Raw genomic sequence first — 17,034 nt, 5'->3', positions numbered from 1 at the left:
ACCTTGCCTCGCTGGCAAGGTGTTTTTTTATCAAAAACGAAAAGGGAGAGAAACCGATGACCCATCTGCTCACGTTAAGCGAACTGCCGCTTGCCGACATCAACCGCTTGCTCGATGAAGCGGAATCGTTCCGCCGCGGGCGCCGGTGGCGTCCGGCGGCGCCGATGTATGTCGCCAATTTGTTTTTCGAGCCGAGCACGCGCACGAAATGCAGCTTCGAGATGGCGGAACGAAAGTTAGGGCTTCACGTCATTCCGTTTGACCCGGAACGCTCGAGCGTGCAAAAAGGGGAAACGCTGTACGACACGGTAAGAACGCTGGAAGCGATCGGTGTTGACGCCGTTGTCATCCGCCATCACGAAGATGCCTATTTCGAAGCGCTCCGTCATGCGGTTGGCATCCCGATCATCAACGCCGGCGACGGCTGCGGGCACCATCCGACCCAATCGCTCCTCGATCTGCTCACGATTCGCCAAGAGTTCGGGACGTTTGCCGGGCTGACGGTGGCGATCATCGGCGACATCCGCCATAGCCGCGTCGCCCGCTCCAATGCAGAAGCATTGACAAGACTTGGCGCCAACGTGTTGTTTTCCGGTCCGCCGGAATGGAAAGACGATGCGAATCCGTACGGGACATACGTGGAAATCGATGAGGCCATCGTCCGCGCTGATGTCGTGATGCTGCTGCGCATTCAACACGAGCGCCACGCCGAAGCCATGGGGCTGACGAAGGAAGAGTACCACGTGCGGTACGGGCTGACGCTCGAACGGGCGCGGCGGATGAAGCCGGGCGCCATCATCTTGCATCCGGCGCCGGTCAACCGCGGGGTCGAAATCGCGAGCGAGCTGGTCGAAGCGAAATCGTCACGCATTTTTAAACAAATGGAAAACGGCGTCTACGTGCGGATGGCGGTCTTAAAACGGGCGATAGAAGGGAGAATCGAACATGGCCGTATGGTTGAAACATGGCATGTCGTTCAATAAAGAAGGGAAGCTCGTGCCAACCGATGTGAAAATCGAAGGCGGACGCATCGCCGCCATCGGCCGGGAACTGCCGGTCGACGGGGAAGGGAACGTGGTGGACGTTCAAGGAAAGCTGATCGCCCCCGGGTTGATTGACGTGCACGTCCATTTGCGCGAGCCGGGCGGCGAAGCGAAAGAAACGATTGAAACAGGCACGCTCGCCGCGGCCAAAGGCGGCTTTACGACGGTGGCGGCGATGCCGAACACGAATCCGGTGCCGGATCGGAAAGAACAGATGGAGTGGCTTTCGCGCCGCATCCGCGAGACGGCGCACGTCCATGTGCTGCCGTATGCGGCGATTACGATCGGGCAAAAAGGGGAAGAGCTGACCGATTTTGCGGCGTTAAAAGAAGCGGGGGCGTTCGCCTTTACCGATGACGGCGTCGGCGTCCAGTCGGCTGGGATGATGTTCGAAGCGATGAAACGGGCGGCCGCGCTCGATATGGCGATCGTCGCTCACTGCGAAGACGATACATTGAAAAACGGCGGCGCGGTGCATGAAGGCGATTTTGCCCGCCGATATGGGCTTGCTGGCATCCCGTCCGTCTGCGAGGCGGTGCACATCGCCCGCGATGTGCTGCTTGCTGAAGCAGCCGGATGCCATTATCACGTCTGCCACATCAGCACGAAAGAATCGGTGCGCGTCGTCCGCGATGCGAAGCGGGCCGGCATCCGCGTCACCGCCGAAGTGACGCCGCACCATCTCCTCTTGTGCGATGAGGACATTCCGGGGCTGGATGCGAATTACAAAATGAATCCGCCGCTGCGCAGCCGCGCGGACCGCGAGGCATTGATCGAGGGCCTGCTCGATGGGACGATCGATTTGATCGCCACCGACCACGCACCGCATACGGCGGCGGAAAAAGCAAAAGGGATCGAGGCGGCGCCGTTTGGCATCGTCGGATTGGAAACGGCGTTTCCGCTCTTATATACGCACTTGGTCAAAACGGGCCTCGTTACGTTGAAACAGCTCATCGATTGGCTGACGATCAAGCCGGCGCAATGCTTTGGCCTTGACGCCGGACGGCTTGAAGTCGGGGCGCCGGCCGATCTGACGATCATTGATTTGGAAACGGAAGAAACGATCAATCCAGAGACGTTCGCTTCAAAAGGAAACAATACGCCGTTTGCCGGTTGGGCATGCCAAGGCTGGCCGGTGATGACGTTGGTCGGCGGAACAATCGCATGGGAGAAAGGAAGGGCATGACATGAAGCGGCAGCTAATTTTAGAAGATGGTTCGTTTTTCGTTGGCGAAGCGTTTGGCAGCTTGAAAGACACGACCGGGGAAGTCGTGTTTAACACCGGCATGACCGGATACCAAGAAATTTTGACCGATCCGTCGTATTGCGGACAAATCGTGACGATGACGTATCCGTTGATCGGCAACTACGGCATCAACCGCGATGACTTTGAAGCGATTCGCCCGTACGTGCACGGATTCATCGTGAAAGAGGCGTGCGTGAAGCCATCCAACTGGCGCGGCGAAATGACGCTTGATGACTATTTAAAAGAAAAAGACATCCCGGGGCTGGCCGGCATCGATACGCGCAAACTGACGCGCCTCATTCGCCAGTACGGAACGCTAAAAGGGATGATTTGCGGCTTGGACGTCCATCCGGCGGAAGCGGCGGCCCACCTGCGGGCGATGGAGTGGCCGCGCGACCAAGTGCGGCGCGTCTCGACGAAAAGCGCCTATCCGAGCCCGGGGCGCGGCGAGCGCGTGGTCTTGATCGATTTTGGAATGAAGCACGGCATTTTGCGCGAGCTGAACAAGCGCCATTGCGATGTCATCGTCTTGCCGTACAACGCCACCGTCGAAGAAGTATTAAGCTGGCATCCGGATGGGGTGATGCTCTCGAACGGCCCGGGCGACCCGAAAGACGTGCCGGAAGCGATCGATATGATTCGCGGGATTTTGGGCAAAGTGCCGCTCTTTGGCATTTGCCTCGGCCATCAGCTGTTTGCCTTGGCGTGCGGGGCGAATACGGAAAAATTGAAATTCGGCCATCGCGGCTCGAACCATCCGGTGAAAGATTTGCGCACCGGCAAAGTCGCCATCACAGCGCAAAACCACGGCTACGCTGTGACGCATGAGTCGCTCGCCGGCACCCGCCTGGAAGTGACGCATGTCGCCTTGAACGACGGCACAGTCGAAGGGCTGCGCCATCTCGATTTCCCGGCGTTTACGGTGCAATACCACCCGGAAGCGTCGCCGGGGCCGGAAGATGCCAATCCGCTGTTTGACGAGTTTTTGGCGCTCATCCGCGAGTTCAACAAGAAAGGGGAAGTCATCCATGCCTAAACGCCGCGACATCGAAACGATTTTGGTCATCGGCTCCGGCCCGATCGTCATCGGTCAGGCAGCCGAGTTTGACTATGCCGGGACGCAAGCGTGCCTCGCTTTGAAAGAAGAAGGCTATAAAGTCATTCTCGTCAACTCGAACCCGGCGACGATCATGACCGATACGGAAATCGCCGATAAAGTGTATATGGAACCGCTGACGCTTGAGTTTGTCGCCCGCATCATCCGCAAAGAGCGGCCGGATGCGATTTTGCCGACGCTCGGCGGCCAAACGGGCCTCAACTTGGCGGTTGAGCTCGCCAAGGCCGGCGTGCTTGAAGAGTGCGGCGTCGAAATTCTTGGCACGAAACTCGAGGCGATCGAAAAGGCGGAAGACCGTGAACAGTTCCGCGCCCTCATGAACGAGCTTGGTGAACCGGTGCCGGAGAGCGCCATTATTCACAGTCTGGAAGAGGCGTATGCGTTTGTCGAACAGATCGGCTATCCGGTCATCGTCCGCCCAGCGTTTACGCTCGGCGGCACGGGCGGCGGCATTTGCACGAACGAACAAGAACTGATCGACATCGTTTCGACCGGTTTGAAAATGAGCCCGGTGCACCAATGCTTGCTTGAGCGGAGCATCGCCGGCTATAAGGAAATCGAGTATGAAGTGATGCGCGATGCCAACGACAACGCCATCGTCGTCTGCAACATGGAAAACATCGACCCGGTCGGCATCCATACCGGTGACTCGATCGTCGTCGCCCCGAGCCAGACGTTAAGCGACCGCGAATACCAACTGCTTCGCAACGCGTCCTTGAACATCATCCGCGCCCTTGGCATCGAAGGCGGCTGCAATGTCCAGCTGGCGCTCGACCCGGACAGCTTCCGCTATTACGTCATCGAAGTGAACCCGCGCGTCAGCCGCTCGTCGGCGCTCGCTTCCAAAGCGACCGGATACCCGATCGCGAAACTGGCGGCGAAAATTGCTATCGGGCTGACGCTCGATGAGATGATCAACCCGGTCACTGGGAAAACGTACGCCTGCTTTGAGCCGGCGCTTGATTATGTCGTGACGAAAATTCCGCGCTTCCCGTTTGACAAATTCGAATCGGCGAACCGCCGCCTTGGCACGCAAATGAAGGCGACCGGCGAAGTGATGGCGATCGGCCGGACGTTTGAAGAATCGCTGTTAAAAGCGGTCCGTTCGCTCGAGATCGGCGTCCACCATCTCGCATTAAAAGAGGCGGACACCGCCACCGACGACGTCATCGAGAAACGGATCCGCAAGGCGGGCGATGAACGGCTCTTTTACATCGCCGAAGCGCTCCGCCGCGGGGTGACGGTCGACACGTTGCATGAATGGAGCCAAATCGATCGCTTTTTCTTGCATAAAATCGAAACCATCATTGAGATGGAAACGGTCTTGAAAAACCGTCCGGGCGACCTTGACGCGCTGAGGAAGGCGAAAGCGCTCGGCTTCTCGGACGCCGCCGTGGCGGCATTATGGAACAAAACGGAGCGCGACATTTACGCGCTGCGCCGCCAAGAAGGCATCGTGCCGGTGTACAAAATGGTCGATACGTGCGCGGCCGAGTTCACATCAGAAACGCCGTATTACTACAGCACGTATGAGGAAGAAAACGAGTCGATCGTGACGGAAACACCGAGCGTCATCGTGCTCGGTTCGGGCCCGATCCGCATCGGCCAAGGGATCGAATTTGACTACGCCACCGTCCATTGCGTCTGGGCCATTAAGCAGGCCGGCTATGAGGCGATCATCATCAACAACAACCCGGAAACAGTCTCCACCGACTTCAGCACGTCGGACAAACTGTACTTCGAGCCGCTGACGGCCGAAGACGTGATGCATGTCATCGACCTTGAGAAGCCGGTCGGCGTCATCGTTCAGTTTGGCGGCCAGACGGCGATCAATTTGGCGGCCGAACTCGAGGCGCGCGGCGTCCGCTTGCTCGGGACGACGCTGGAGGATTTGGACCGCGCCGAAGACCGCGACAAATTTGAACAGGCGCTTTCCGAACTCGGCATTCCCAAACCGGCCGGCAAAACGGCCGTTTCGGTCGAAGAAGCGGTCGCCATCGCCGAAGAGATCGGCTATCCGGTGCTCGTCCGCCCGTCGTACGTGCTCGGCGGCCGGGCGATGGAGATTGTGTACAATCGTGAGGAGCTGCTCCATTACATGGAGCACGCCGTGCGCGTCAACCCGCAGCACCCGGTGCTCGTCGACCGCTACATCACCGGCAAGGAAGTCGAAGTCGACGCCATTTCCGACGGCGAGACGGTCGTCATCCCGGGCATTATGGAGCATATCGAACGGGCCGGCGTCCATTCCGGCGACTCGATCGCCGTCTACCCGCCGCAAACGTTAAGTGCCGAAGTGATCGATCAGATCGCGGATGACACGATCCGGCTGGCGCGCGGGCTGCGCATCGTCGGGCTCTTAAACATCCAGTTCGTCGTCTCGGGAAGCGATGTCTACGTGTTGGAAGTAAACCCGCGTTCAAGCCGCACCGTGCCGTTTTTAAGCAAAATCACCGGCGTGCCGATGGCCAACCTCGCCACCAAGGCCATTTTAGGGGCGAAGCTGGCCGAGATGGGCTATGAAACCGGCGTCCGCCCGGTCCGTCCAGGCGTGTACGTGAAAGTGCCGGTGTTCTCGTTTGCGAAATTGCGCAATGTCGACATTTCGCTCGGCCCGGAAATGAAATCGACCGGTGAAGTGATCGGCAAGGATGTGACGTTTGAAAAAGCGCTCTATAAAGGACTTGTCGCGTCTGGCATCCACATCCAGCCGCACGGGGCGGTGCTGTTGACGGTCGCGGACAAAGACAAAGAAGAAGCGGTCGAGCTGGCCCGCCGCTTTGCGGACATCGGCTATCAGCTGCTGGCGACGAACGGCACGGCGGAAACGCTGAAAGCGGCCGGCATCCCGGTGACGGTCGTCAATAAAATCCATTCGGCGTCGCCGAACATTTTGGATGTCATCCGCCAAGGGAAGGCGCAAGTCGTCATCAACACGTTGACGAAAGGGAAACAGCCGGAAAGCGACGGCTTCCGCATCCGCCGCGAAGCGGTCGAAAACGGCATTCCGTGCTTGACGTCGCTCGATACCGCACGGGCGATGTTGCAAGTGCTCGAATCGATGACGTTCTCGACAACGGCGATGACGGAAGGGTTGGTGCGGTCATGATCGGCCGCGAACAAATGACGGTCGCAAGCCAGCGGCTGATCGCCGAGCGCACGTATGAACTGACGCTGGCAGGCCGCCTCGTGCAAGAGATGAAGCAGCCCGGCCAGTTCGTTCATGTGAAAGTGGCCGCATCGGCCGATCCGCTCTTGCGCCGCCCGCTCAGCCTTTGCCAAATCGACCACGAGCAGGGGCAATGCACGATCATTTACCGCCAGGAAGGGAAGGGCACCGCGCTGTTGGCGCAAAAACAGCCGGGCGACACGGTCGATGTGCTCGGCCCGCTCGGCCACGGCTTTCCGCTCGAAGCCGCGCCGGCGGGCGGCCGGGCGCTGTTGGTCGGCGGCGGCATCGGCGTTCCGCCGCTCTATGAACTGGCGAAACAGCTGGCGAACCGGGGCGTGAACGTCGTGAGCGTGCTCGGGTTCCAAACGAAAGCGGCGGTCTTTTACGAAGAAAAATTTGCCGCGTTCGGCGAGACGTATATCGCCACCGATGACGGGTCGCACGGGGCGGCGGGCCGCGTCACCGATGTGATCGAAGCGCGTGCGCTCGAGTTTGACGTGTTGTACGCCTGCGGCCCGAAGCCGATGCTAAAGGCGCTCGATGAACGGTTCCGCGGCCGGCCGGTGTACTTGTCGTTGGAAGAGCGGATGGGCTGCGGCGTCGGGGCGTGTTTCGCCTGCGTCTGCCATGTGCCGGGAAGCGAAACGGCGTATAAAAAAGTATGCAGCGACGGTCCGGTGTTTCGGGCCGGGGAGGTGGTGTTATGAACCGGCTGGCGGTCGAACTGCCGGGGCTTTCGCTCAAAAACCCGATCATGCCGGCGTCCGGCTGTTTCGGGTTTGGCCGCGAGTACGCCCGGTTTTACGATTTAAGCGTGTTAGGCGCCATCATGATCAAAGCGACGACCAAAGAGCCGCGCTTTGGCAACCCGACGCCAAGGGTGGCGGAAACGCCGGGCGGGATGTTAAACGCCATCGGCCTGCAAAACCCCGGTCTTGACAAGGTGCTGACGGAGGAACTGCCATGGCTTGAACAGTTTGACGTGCCGATCATCGCCAACATCGCCGGTTCGACGATGGAAGAATACGTCGAGGTAGCCGCCGCGATTTCCAAAGCGCCGAACGTCCATGCCTTGGAGCTCAACATTTCTTGCCCGAACGTGAAAAAAGGCGGCATCACGTTCGGCACCGTGCCGGAGGTGGCCGCCGAGCTGACGCGGCTTGTCAAGGAAGTGTCGGCTGTCCCGGTGTATGTGAAGCTGTCGCCTAACGTGACGGACATCGTCGCGATGGCGAAAGCCATTGAACAAGCGGGCGCTGACGGCCTGACGATGATCAACACGCTCGTCGGCATGCGCATCGACGTGAAAACCGGCCGGCCGATTTTGGCCAACGGCACCGGCGGCTTATCCGGCCCGGCGGTCAAACCGATCGCCATCCGCATGATTTACGAAGTGAGCCAAGCGGTGTCGATTCCGATCATCGGCATGGGCGGCGTGCAAACGGCGGAAGATGTGCTCGAATTTTTCTACGCCGGCGCGAGCGCGGTCGCGGTCGGAACAGCCAACTTCGTCGATCCATTCGTCTGCCCGACGATCATCAACGAACTGCCGGCGCTGCTTGACGAGCTGGGGATAGATCAGATCTCCGAATGTACAGGAAGGAGCTGGAAAATCTGTGCACACGCCGTTCATTGTCGCCCTTGATTTTCCATCGAAACAAGACGTTGAATCGTTTTTACGGCCGTTTGCCGGCACGCCGCTGTTTGTGAAAGTCGGCATGGAGCTGTACTATCAGGAAGGGCCGTCCATCGTCGCGTTCCTCAAAGAACAAGGGCACGCCGTCTTTTTAGACTTAAAACTGCACGACATCCCGAATACAGTGAAACAGGCGATGAAAGGGCTCGCCCGTGTCGGCGCTGATTTGGTGAACGTCCACGCCGCCGGCGGCCGGCGCATGATGGAAGCGGCGCTCGAAGGGCTTGACGCCGGCACGCCAAGCGGCGCCGCCCGACCGCGCTGCATCGCCGTCACCCAGCTGACAAGCACGGACGAGCGCATGCTTCATGAAGAGCTTTGCATTTCCCGCCCGCTTGCCGACACGGTCAGCCATTACGCGGCGTTGGCGAAAGAAAGCGGCCTTGACGGCGTCGTCTGCTCGGCGAACGAAGCGCCGCTCATCAAGGAACGGTGCGGCGCCGCGTTTCTCGCCGTCACCCCGGGCATTCGCTTTGCCGATGATGCAGTGCACGACCAAGTGCGCGTCGTCACGCCAAGAGAAGCGCGTGCGCTTGGTTCTGACTACATCGTCATCGGCCGCAGCATCACCCGCGCCGCCGACCCGCTTGCCGCGTACGCCCGCCTGCAGCACGAATGGAACGGAGGAGAGAGAGGATGAAATACGACATTGCCGCCCAACTGCTTGAAATAGGAGCGGTCGCTTTGCGGCCGAACGACCCGTTCACCTGGTCATCGGGCTTAAAAGCGCCGATTTATTGCGACAACCGCCTGACGCTCGCTTATTCGGACGTGCGCCGCCTAGTCGCCGACGGTCTCGCTGACCTCATCCGCACCCATTTTCCTGAAGCGGACCTCATCGCCGGCACAGCGACCGCCGGCATCCCGCACGCCGCGTGGGTGAGCGAGCGGCTTAGTTTGCCGATGTGCTACGTCCGCAGCCAAGCGAAAGCGCACGGAAAAGGGAAGCAAATCGAAGGCAAAGCCGAACCGGGCCAACGCGTCGTCGTCATCGAAGACTTAATCTCAACCGGCGGCAGCTCGCTCACGGCCGTGCGCGCCTTGAAAGACGCAGGCTGCGAGGTGCTTGGCGTCGCCGCCATCTTCACGTACGGACTCGAAAAAGCGAAGCAGGCGTTTGCCGAAGCGAATGTGCCTGCCTACACCCTCACCGACTACGACACACTCATCGAAACGGCCGTCCGCCTTGGCACCGTCAGCGAACACGACCTAGCGACATTGCGGCAATGGCGGGAAAATCCGGAAAAGTGGGGGAAATAGACGAGAAGAAAGAAGCGCGGACCAAAGGATGGTTCGCGCTTTTGTCATGTGTTATTGGCGAACGGGACTTCCGTCGCCTCCGATGATGACGGAAATGGCGATCGAACGGCCAAAGTCATTCGAACTAGCGATGACTTGATGACTATGGGAAGTACCCTGTTTGTCTCTTAGAGCATGGAAATTATTGTAATGAAAAATGCTCATCTGCAGTTTCTTCAAAATACGGGGACCTTTATCAGCGGACAGAACCGACCTCTAAATAAGGGCAAACCTTTGCGACTCTAGGACTAGAGCCTCCCCCGAAGATCCTAGACATTCATCCTCGCTCCTAGATACACGCCACAAGTATACCTCATCGCCTCTCAGCCCTTCTGCATCAAGGACTGAGAGGCGATTTATTTGCCTAGTCACTGTCGAACTCGGGCAGGAGAAAGTAGCTGTATAAGCTCAGCTGTTCCTCGCTGATTAGTGAGCCCATTATTTAGGAAAAATAAAAGAGGTAATACCCTATGTTTGTTTTTTTATCTTCTCTTCGATGTGCTTGTAATCAATAATACGAATTTTGTCAAAATCGATTTCAAGTGTTATTATATCAATTCCGTAAGGAGGGTTGTGAGCCCCTTTAAATGTTTCTACATGAATTTTGAGTAAGAATTTATAACGACTCCCGGGTTCTAAATTTTTAATCTCTAATATTTTAGGCTTCCACCACTGAATTCCAGATGGTTTTCCATAATAATCCTGCACTGCTTTGGTTATATAAGGCGTTAAGAAGTAAATGGAAAGGTCCTCTAAATCATTTTTATTAACCACTAATGCCGTTGTTGACTCTGTTTCATCAATTTTTGATTTGGCGACAATTTTAGTCCCGACGCCATACATTCCGAATAATATGATTAAAAAGAGGGACATTACTCCTATAAATTTCCTGTTCATATTTGAATTCCTCCTTTTATTGTCGTGATCAAACTATATTTTGCAGATATTCAGTCAAAATAATCATGAAATTTCCGATTAAAATGGTTTATTTTATGGGTGGAGGGCTTGTTCAAATTATATATAATGGTAGTGATGAGTGGCTATTGCTAATGGCGACCATACATGGCATTTCTGGGGCTCGACTCTTGTCATTCAATTACAGGAGTTTGGTAAACCATGAAATCACATTGGTAGGGTCTGAAAAATACACTGAAGTATATTCAAGTCTTTACTATACTGTAGATGAGCAAATTCGCTAACATAAATTTACAACTATATAGATGCACCTTGAAAACTTAACTTCTCGATTACGCTGCACACCTCAGGCGTTGCAGCACTTCCTCGGGGCGTTCATGGATGTATTCCACCAACCGGGCAATGGCTTGAGTGATATCGTTTCGATCGTTGTGAAGCACATTGGCGATGACGGTGTCTTTCCGCCATTTCCACAAGCGTTCGATCGGGTTCCGTTGCGGAGAATACGGAGGAAGAGAAATGAAGTGAACACGGTCCTTCTTCCTGCAAACACGCTCTCACCATTTTGGCATGATGAATTCGGGCGTTATCCAGCACCAAGACGATGAGACGGTTCGGGGCTCCTTTCGCCAACGTGTCGGTCGGCCGGGTCCAAGAAAGCCCTTTTCAATGCAAGAGTTTTCGCAAGGCTTCGCGGGAAATGGAGATGCCATAACGGTGGTGCACATAGGATTGAAGGATCTTCGTATTCCACGCCGAAGCGATGTCCCAGTCCAGCTCCGCAGGGGTCGTGGTCAACACGAGTTGTTTGATCTCTTTCTGCTGTTTTTCAGTGAGAAACGGCTCCCGCAAAGGGGCAACATCCCGATGAAGCAGGAGTTCAAGCCCGCCTTCGTTAAACAGCGGCACATAATGGGAAACGGTTTGGCGGCACGCATGAACCATGGAAGCAACCTCTTTGCCCAACGATCCTTCCATGACTAGGCGGACGGCCATCACGCGTTGGCGGAGAGGAGCGTTTTTGATCTTCCGTTCCTGCTTGCGGAGTTTCCGGGGCGTCCATCCGTGATGGTCGGTGATTTTGAGACGTTTCATGCCGAATTCCGCTCCTTTCCCATGCTTTTCCTTAGGCGCAGTATCACCGGAGTGGGCACCAGTTATACGAAGGTTAATTTTTTAATGAGCATGTATATAGTCCCCTAATCCATTCCAAATCTATTTCAGAGATACCCTATCTTGCATTACACAAAATTCTTGACGGTATTACAAAATGAGAAAGGGTGATTTATGGTGGATAATTTTAAAAAGCCAGAAATGCTCAAATATTTCATGAGTGGGTATTTTAATCAAAGTGTTAGCTGGTCAGACCTTGAGGGATTGGCAACCGATTTCAAAGAGCGAGAACCTAAATCAATGGTAAAACAATTAATAAGCGAATTAAAAATGTTGCAGGATGTTTTACAAAAAGGTGATAAAGAGACGTGGAGAGAAATCGAAAAATATGTAAATGAATATAGTATGAGATATTTAGATTTTGAAGATGGTCCAGAATTTATTAATACTGTTTTAAAGGCAATTCAATAACTGTAGATGAGCAAATTCGCTAACATAAATTTACAACGAAATAAAAAAGGAGACATGAACCCGATTCCTTGGTTAGAATAGATGTACCACCAACTACCCACAAGGAGGTTCATGCCTCATGGTTACTACGCCCACCGCTGGACGATCGAATGCGTTTTCCGGCAGGCCAAAGACCAGCTGAAGTCAGGTGGTACCGTGTTCGCCACGTTCTGGTGGTGAAACGGTATGGGGCCGTGGTGCTGTTCGCCTGCGTATACAGCATCACGGAATCTCAACAAGACCTCTCTTCCGGCCTGGAGCTTCTTCGGTCTCGGAAAGGGCACAGCATCGTCGAGTTCATCTACGATGCTGCGAAGCAAGAGATTCCCATTGATGTGATCAAAAAACAGCTCCATGTCGCCTAAGGGGTACCCTGTTTGTCTCTTAGGGCATGGAAATTATTGTAATGAAAAATGCTCATCTACAGTATTTAAAATTATCATTTGTGATATCACCATAGATTGGAATGCTCTCTAAAATATTAATACCATACTCTTTCATCTTCTTAATTTTTAGTGGGTTGTTAGTTAATAAACTCACCGGCTTTTTCCTTAGATATTTTAATACAGTAGCGACTTCTTTATAATCTCCTGTAGATGAGCAAATTCGCTAACATAAATTTACAAACAAATAAAAAAGGAGACATGAACCCGATTCCTTGGTTAGAATCGATGTACCACCAACTACCCACAAGGAGGTTCATGCCTCATGGTTACTACGCCCACCGCTGGACGATCGAATGCGTTTTCCGACAGGCCAAAGACCAGCTGAAGCCAGGTGGTACCGTGTTCGCCACGTTCTGGTGGTGAAACGGTATGGGGCCGTGGTGCTGTTCGCCTGCGTATCCAGCATCGCGGAATCTCAACAAGACATCTCTTCCGGACTGGAGCTTCTTCGCTCTCGGAAAGGACACAGCGTCGTATTGCGCTTCAAAAAAAGCAATGGTACGGCGGATGGAAACTGCACCTTCAATTGACCGATCAAGGTTTGCCAATGGGATATGTGGTGACGGAAGCCTCCTGCCGCGATCGAATCGCAGCCGAAAGCGTGATAATCCAAATTCCTCATCCCTATCACCTCGGGGACAAGGGGTTCATTAGACGCGACTGGCAAAAAAGGCTATACGAAGCATACCCAATGGCGCTTTGGACTCCGTCTCGAAAAAACCAGAACCATCACCCGTCCGGGGCATGGGAGAAGTGGATCCAACCAAAACGTAAAAATGATCGGACGGTGTTCTTGGTTCTGGTTGACCAATACCGGATTACAGAGATTCGAGCGAATTCCATGATCGGATTTGACGTAGCGCTCGACGGCATATGGTTAGCCTATTCACTGGCCACACTCGGGCTAGTTGAGTTCTAATGCTCAACAGCACCACGGGTAAAGTGATAATTTACGATTATCCTTTAACAGAATAGAAAGCATATATACCTAAAGCCATCAATACTAAAAATAGTGATATTACTGAAAGGAGTATAACCATCCATTTTTTTTCAACATTACTCCCCCCAAAAATAGGTTCATCACCGCAACACGCACTTGATAAATGATACACTTGTCTGAACAAGTATATGCCAAAATATTAGTTTGTTAGTTTTTGGAAGCATAAGCTTTTGGTAAAGAAGCAAAAAATATTATTTAGTGTAAAAATATCCGCTCTCTACTCCGTTTTTATTCCCAACAACACCAATATATACATTCCCTAACTGCCCAAGACCTATTGAGCCCAAGCCAATTTTATAGTAAAACATAGCATCTCCATAATATTTTTTATTGCTAACATATCCACTTTCCCACACTTTATCAGTAACAACAGCAGGATTATAATTATGACTGACATAAGCCTTTGTATAAATCACTGAAGTTACTCCATCACTATTGTAATAGTATTTACCTTCAATAACATATTCCGTAACAGGAATCCCAAGAACCCACATTGTCCCTGTATTAGTAACAATCCTATATGCACTACTTGAAGACAGAGAAGAAGCGGTTACATTCATCGAATCAGATGATAATTCAATTTCACTAACCGCAGTTTTAGCCACTTTGGTCCACTTTACTATTTTCCCTACTTAACCTTATTATACCTAAAACTCCTTGTTTCTTGTAAACAAAAAATTCAGGTAATTGCAAAAAAATACATAGGCTTGCCTGCTCCATCAATTTATCTTTCAGTCGAGTGGGAAGGGGGCGGGGCGACTGAACGGCAGAAAGCGCGTACCGCAAGCGGGAGCTCTATCCCGTAAATGCGAGAATGTGGGCGTGATGGACCAAATATCCACCAGCGCTGCCGTCAAGCAGCGATTGTCCCCACCCCCCGATTCATACGCGCCGTAAACGGTTTTGTTCGTCGCATTGGCGTGGAAGACGCGAAGAGAAGGCCTTCTTTCTTGTCGATCTGCACGAGGCAAGACGAAAGGACTTGATGGATATTCGCCTCATACAGTCGATCCAAATGACGCGCGATGGCATCGTCGTTGAACCAAGACGGCACCAGCCCTAGCCGAATCCGCTTCGGCCAATCGATGTCATGCGCCCATTGTTCCAAATGAACGAGCGCTTGCCGGCCGCTCAAGATATCCAGAATGATTAGTTTGACGATATCGCTGGCTCGAGTTTGGCATTGTGGAGCCACGGGAACGAGATGATCCATCAACTGAGGAAGGTTAAGATCTTTGAACAGGATACTTATTCTAAATGACAACCACCATAAATGGCACGGATTTGAATGCTCATGGTGTAGAAACTCCTTTGCTTTCCTTGGGTGTGAAGGATCCATTCGACAATGGAAACAAAAAATCCTCCCAATTCTTGTCGCAAGGGTGCGAAATGTGAGGTTTGAGGTGCCAAAGAGCGCGGAGCAGCTGATCATGGTGATTCGGCATGACTGGCTGCCGGGTTCCATTATCGTACAGGTGAAATAACGCGCGGGAACGAATAGAGCCCGCCGCTCCCCATAGCGGCGGGATGGTTTATGCTACGGAATCGACGCCGGATCCCGAACATTGAAAAAAGTCCCAGTCCAGATGTGGCGGATTTCACTCGCGCAACCGCTTCTCGGAATCGTTTCTCAAGGAGAAACGTTACCATATCAAGACAACCATGGTTATAGGGACATTCTTTGTTTACGGCTGTTTCGCCGCGTGTTCTTTTTGCCGCTGTTTCATGGCGCGGACGAGCTCTTCGTCCGGTGTGACGTAGAGCGTTTGTTCGTTTTCGTAAATGACAAACCCTGGCTTGGCGCCGCTCGGTTTTTTTACGTAGCGGACGCGCGTGTAATCGACCGGCACGGAGCCGGAGTGGCGGGCTTTGCTGAAGTAGGCGGCCAAGTTCGCCGCTTCCAAGAGCGTCCCGTCAGACGGCTGCTTGCTCCGGATGACGACGTGCGAGCCGGGAATGTTTTTCACATGCAGCCAAACGTCGTCCTTATGGGCGAGTTTGGTCGTGAGATAGTCGTTTTGTTTATTGTTTTTGCCGACCACTATTTCCGTGCCGTCGCTGGCCGTGTAGCGGTCCAGCTCAGGCGCGGTTGGTTTTCGCTTTTTCGCTCCTTTCGCCGCGCGTGGGCGCAAGTAGCCTTGTTCAATGAGCTCGTCGCGGATTTCCTCGACATCTTTCGGCGCGGCGGTTTCGAGCTGGCTTAAAATCGTGTCGCAATAGGCGATGTCTTCTTTCGTCCGCTCGATTTGTTCTTGCACGACGGCGAGCGAGTTTTTCACTTTTTGGTATTTTTGGAAGTACTGTTGCGCGTTCTCCGACGGCGATTTTTGCGGGTCGAGCGGAATCGTGATCGTGCCGCCGTTTTCATCATAGTAGTTGGTGACTTCGATTTCCGTCATGCCGCGCTTGATGGCGTACAAATGGGCGGTGAGCAGCTCCCCGTACAGTCGGTAAACGTCGGCTTTTTTGGCTTCTTCGAGCGTCTGTTCAAGCTTGAGGAGCTTTTTCTCGTTTTTCGCTTTTTCGTTCGCCATGAGCCGCTCGATGTCATGCGCTTGCTGCTTGACGCGGTCGCGCTCGGCTTTGCCGAAGTAAAAGCGGTCGAGCAGCTCGCTTGCGCTCGCAAACGGTTGGCCTTCGATTTTTATGTGCGTAAGCGGCAACACGTAAAACCATTCTTTTTCCCCGTTCGTGTACATCATCGGGGCAAAGCGGCGGTGCCGGACGTCATCGATGAGCGCGAGGAAGCTTTTCGGCAGCGTCGCCCGATTGGCGAGCCCGGCGCGGAAGACAACCTCGTTGGCGAACAGCGGCGAAAGGCCGCTGAAGGCGGAAACGAGCTGATGGGCGAGCTTGCCGGCGTGAAAATCCAGTTTTTTCAGCACCGTTTCTTCCGTCGCCTCAAGCGGATTCAGCTTGCCGTGCGTCGGCGGGGCGACGTACGGGTGCCCCGGGAGCACCGTCCGGTAGCGGTTGACGGACGGCGGCAAATGTTTCAAGCTGTCGATGATCGTGTCGGTCGATGCCTCAACGAGGATGATGTTGCTATGGCGGCCCATCACTTCGATGATGAGCCGCTTTGTTTGCACGTCGCCGAGTTCGTCGCGTCCCTTTGTGTCGATCGTGATGATGCGGTCAAAATCGACTTGGCGAACCGCTTCGATGACGCTTCCTTCCAACTGTTTGCGCAGCCGCATGCAAAACATCGGCGGCTCGGGCGGGTTGTCGTACGTTTCGTTTGTCAAATGGACGCGCGCGTACGTCGGATGCGCCGACAGCATCACTTTATGGTTACGGCCGCGGGCGCGCACGAGCATGACGATCTCATGCGCCGACGGCTGGTGAATCTTCGTGATCCGCCCGCCCGCAAGCGCCTCTTCGAGTTCCCCGACAATAGCGTATGTAAACACTCCGTCAAACGACATGGAAAACACCTTTCTATTTGTTTCGTTACTACTTCGATCTTACCATAGATCC

Annotated in this window: 13 protein-coding genes and 5 pseudogenes; 12 read left to right on the top strand and 6 right to left on the bottom strand. The window is 54.1% G+C overall.

All coding sequences use genetic code 11. The features are described 5' to 3' along the window. The first annotated feature begins 56 nt into the window (after positions 1-56). The 8 genes from NST29_RS12125 to pyrE are packed head-to-tail and all read left to right on the top strand — an operon-like array spanning position 57 to position 9,534. A complete protein-coding gene (locus tag NST29_RS12125; RefSeq protein ID WP_033022270.1) occupies positions 57-983 on the top strand; it encodes an aspartate carbamoyltransferase catalytic subunit in 927 nt (308 codons plus the stop codon). Further along, positions 946-2,229 (top strand): dihydroorotase, encoded by a 1,284-nt coding sequence (locus NST29_RS12120; protein WP_033022273.1) that lies wholly within the window; start codon positions 946-948, stop codon positions 2,227-2,229. The genes NST29_RS12125 and NST29_RS12120 overlap by 38 nt, the downstream gene beginning before the upstream one ends. A 1-nt stretch (position 2,230) precedes the next feature. Next, on the top strand, positions 2,231-3,325 hold the full coding sequence (locus tag NST29_RS12115; RefSeq protein ID WP_033022276.1) for a carbamoyl phosphate synthase small subunit: 1,095 nt from the start codon (positions 2,231-2,233) through the stop codon (positions 3,323-3,325). Beyond that, positions 3,318-6,515, top strand: a complete 3,198-nt coding sequence (gene carB / locus NST29_RS12110; protein ID WP_033022279.1) for a carbamoyl-phosphate synthase large subunit — start codon at positions 3,318-3,320, stop codon at positions 6,513-6,515. Before NST29_RS12115 ends, carB begins: the two co-directional genes overlap by 8 nt. Next, positions 6,512-7,285, top strand: a complete 774-nt coding sequence (locus tag NST29_RS12105; RefSeq protein WP_033022282.1) for a dihydroorotate dehydrogenase electron transfer subunit — start codon at positions 6,512-6,514, stop codon at positions 7,283-7,285. The genes carB and NST29_RS12105 overlap by 4 nt, the downstream gene beginning before the upstream one ends. Then, complete coding sequence (locus NST29_RS12100) at positions 7,282-8,223, top strand: dihydroorotate dehydrogenase (RefSeq protein ID WP_033022284.1); 942 nt, start codon at positions 7,282-7,284, stop codon at positions 8,221-8,223. The genes NST29_RS12105 and NST29_RS12100 overlap by 4 nt, the downstream gene beginning before the upstream one ends. Next, positions 8,195-8,914: an orotidine-5'-phosphate decarboxylase gene (gene pyrF / locus NST29_RS12095; protein WP_033022286.1), complete on the top strand. Its 720-nt coding sequence runs from the start codon at positions 8,195-8,197 to the stop codon at positions 8,912-8,914. The genes NST29_RS12100 and pyrF overlap by 29 nt, the downstream gene beginning before the upstream one ends. Then, the gene (pyrE, locus tag NST29_RS12090; protein WP_033022290.1) at positions 8,911-9,534 is read left to right on the top strand and encodes an orotate phosphoribosyltransferase; all 624 of its coding nucleotides are present in this window, start codon (positions 8,911-8,913) and stop codon (positions 9,532-9,534) included. The genes pyrF and pyrE overlap by 4 nt, the downstream gene beginning before the upstream one ends. Positions 9,535-10,041: 507 nt before the next feature. On the opposite strand, the gene NST29_RS12085 is transcribed toward pyrE, so the two are convergent. The 3 genes and pseudogenes from NST29_RS12085 to NST29_RS12075 all read right to left on the bottom strand — a co-directional run. Further along, positions 10,042-10,470, bottom strand: a complete 429-nt coding sequence (locus NST29_RS12085; protein WP_033022292.1) for a DUF3888 domain-containing protein — start codon at positions 10,468-10,470, stop codon at positions 10,042-10,044. 350 nt (positions 10,471-10,820) lie between these two features. Continuing rightward, a complete protein-coding gene (locus NST29_RS12080) occupies positions 10,821-11,009 on the bottom strand; it encodes an integrase (protein ID WP_231559889.1) in 189 nt (62 codons plus the stop codon). Between the two features lie 148 nt (positions 11,010-11,157). Beyond that, a pseudogene (locus NST29_RS12075) lies at positions 11,158-11,583 on the bottom strand (helix-turn-helix domain-containing protein); the annotation flags it as partial. Between the two features lie 195 nt (positions 11,584-11,778). On the opposite strand from NST29_RS12075, the gene NST29_RS12070 reads away from it, so the two are divergent. From NST29_RS12070 to NST29_RS12055, 4 genes and pseudogenes are all read left to right on the top strand, one after another. Next, the gene (locus NST29_RS12070) at positions 11,779-12,072 is read left to right on the top strand and encodes a contact-dependent growth inhibition system immunity protein (RefSeq protein WP_153017177.1); all 294 of its coding nucleotides are present in this window, start codon (positions 11,779-11,781) and stop codon (positions 12,070-12,072) included. Positions 12,073-12,195: 123 nt separating this feature from the next. After that, positions 12,196-12,476 (top strand): annotated as a pseudogene (locus NST29_RS12065) (IS701 family transposase); the annotation flags it as partial. 351 nt (positions 12,477-12,827) lie between these two features. Beyond that, positions 12,828-13,049: pseudogene (locus NST29_RS12060) on the top strand (IS701 family transposase); the annotation flags it as partial. Next, positions 13,045-13,476: pseudogene (locus NST29_RS12055) on the top strand (transposase); the annotation flags it as partial. The pseudogenes NST29_RS12060 and NST29_RS12055, both read left to right, overlap by 5 nt. 272 nt (positions 13,477-13,748) lie before the next feature. Here the strand turns inward: NST29_RS12055 and NST29_RS12050 are convergent. From NST29_RS12050 to NST29_RS12040, 3 genes and pseudogenes are all read right to left on the bottom strand, one after another. Beyond that, positions 13,749-14,162 (bottom strand): hypothetical protein, encoded by a 414-nt coding sequence (locus NST29_RS12050; RefSeq protein WP_153017178.1) that lies wholly within the window; start codon positions 14,160-14,162, stop codon positions 13,749-13,751. 273 nt (positions 14,163-14,435) lie between these two features. After that, positions 14,436-14,853, bottom strand: a pseudogene (locus NST29_RS12045) (DUF4277 domain-containing protein); the annotation flags it as partial. 389 nt (positions 14,854-15,242) lie between these two features. Then, positions 15,243-16,982 (bottom strand): NFACT RNA binding domain-containing protein, encoded by a 1,740-nt coding sequence (locus tag NST29_RS12040; RefSeq protein ID WP_033017952.1) that lies wholly within the window; start codon positions 16,980-16,982, stop codon positions 15,243-15,245. Positions 16,983-17,034: the final 52 nt, after the last annotated feature.

The sequence above is a fragment of the Geobacillus sp. FSL W8-0026 genome, assembly GCF_037966255.1.
Classification (GTDB): domain Bacteria; phylum Bacillota; class Bacilli; order Bacillales; family Anoxybacillaceae; genus Geobacillus; species Geobacillus icigianus.
This window is presented reverse-complemented; position numbering and strand designations above follow the sequence as displayed.